This window comes from Staphylococcus croceilyticus (assembly GCF_002902575.1).
Classification (GTDB): domain Bacteria; phylum Bacillota; class Bacilli; order Staphylococcales; family Staphylococcaceae; genus Staphylococcus; species Staphylococcus croceilyticus.
Genome location: NZ_PPRD01000041.1, coordinates 1 through 212, shown reverse-complemented (window position 1 = coordinate 212; position 212 = coordinate 1). Strand labels below are relative to the sequence as shown.

1 protein-coding gene is annotated in these 212 nt (G+C 40.1%); it reads left to right on the top strand.

The genetic code is table 11. The features are described from left to right. The coding region (locus CD128_RS06575; protein ID WP_231917267.1) for a hypothetical protein at positions 1–212 on the top strand (212 nt) is incomplete at both ends.

Sequence of the window (212 nt, the reverse complement as noted above, 5' to 3'; positions counted from 1 at the left end):
CCGAAGGTAATGAAATTAAAGACACAGAAGAAGGCACACACCAACCGCCAGGTATTATTGGAGACAAATGGCAATACACAGGAAAAGTTACAAGTGAAGATGGCATTACAACATATGTGTATGATCGAATTCAACATGAAATCCCAAATGAAGCACCACAAGTGGAAATACCAGAACTCCAAGTGACGCGATATGTTGATACCGAAGGTAAT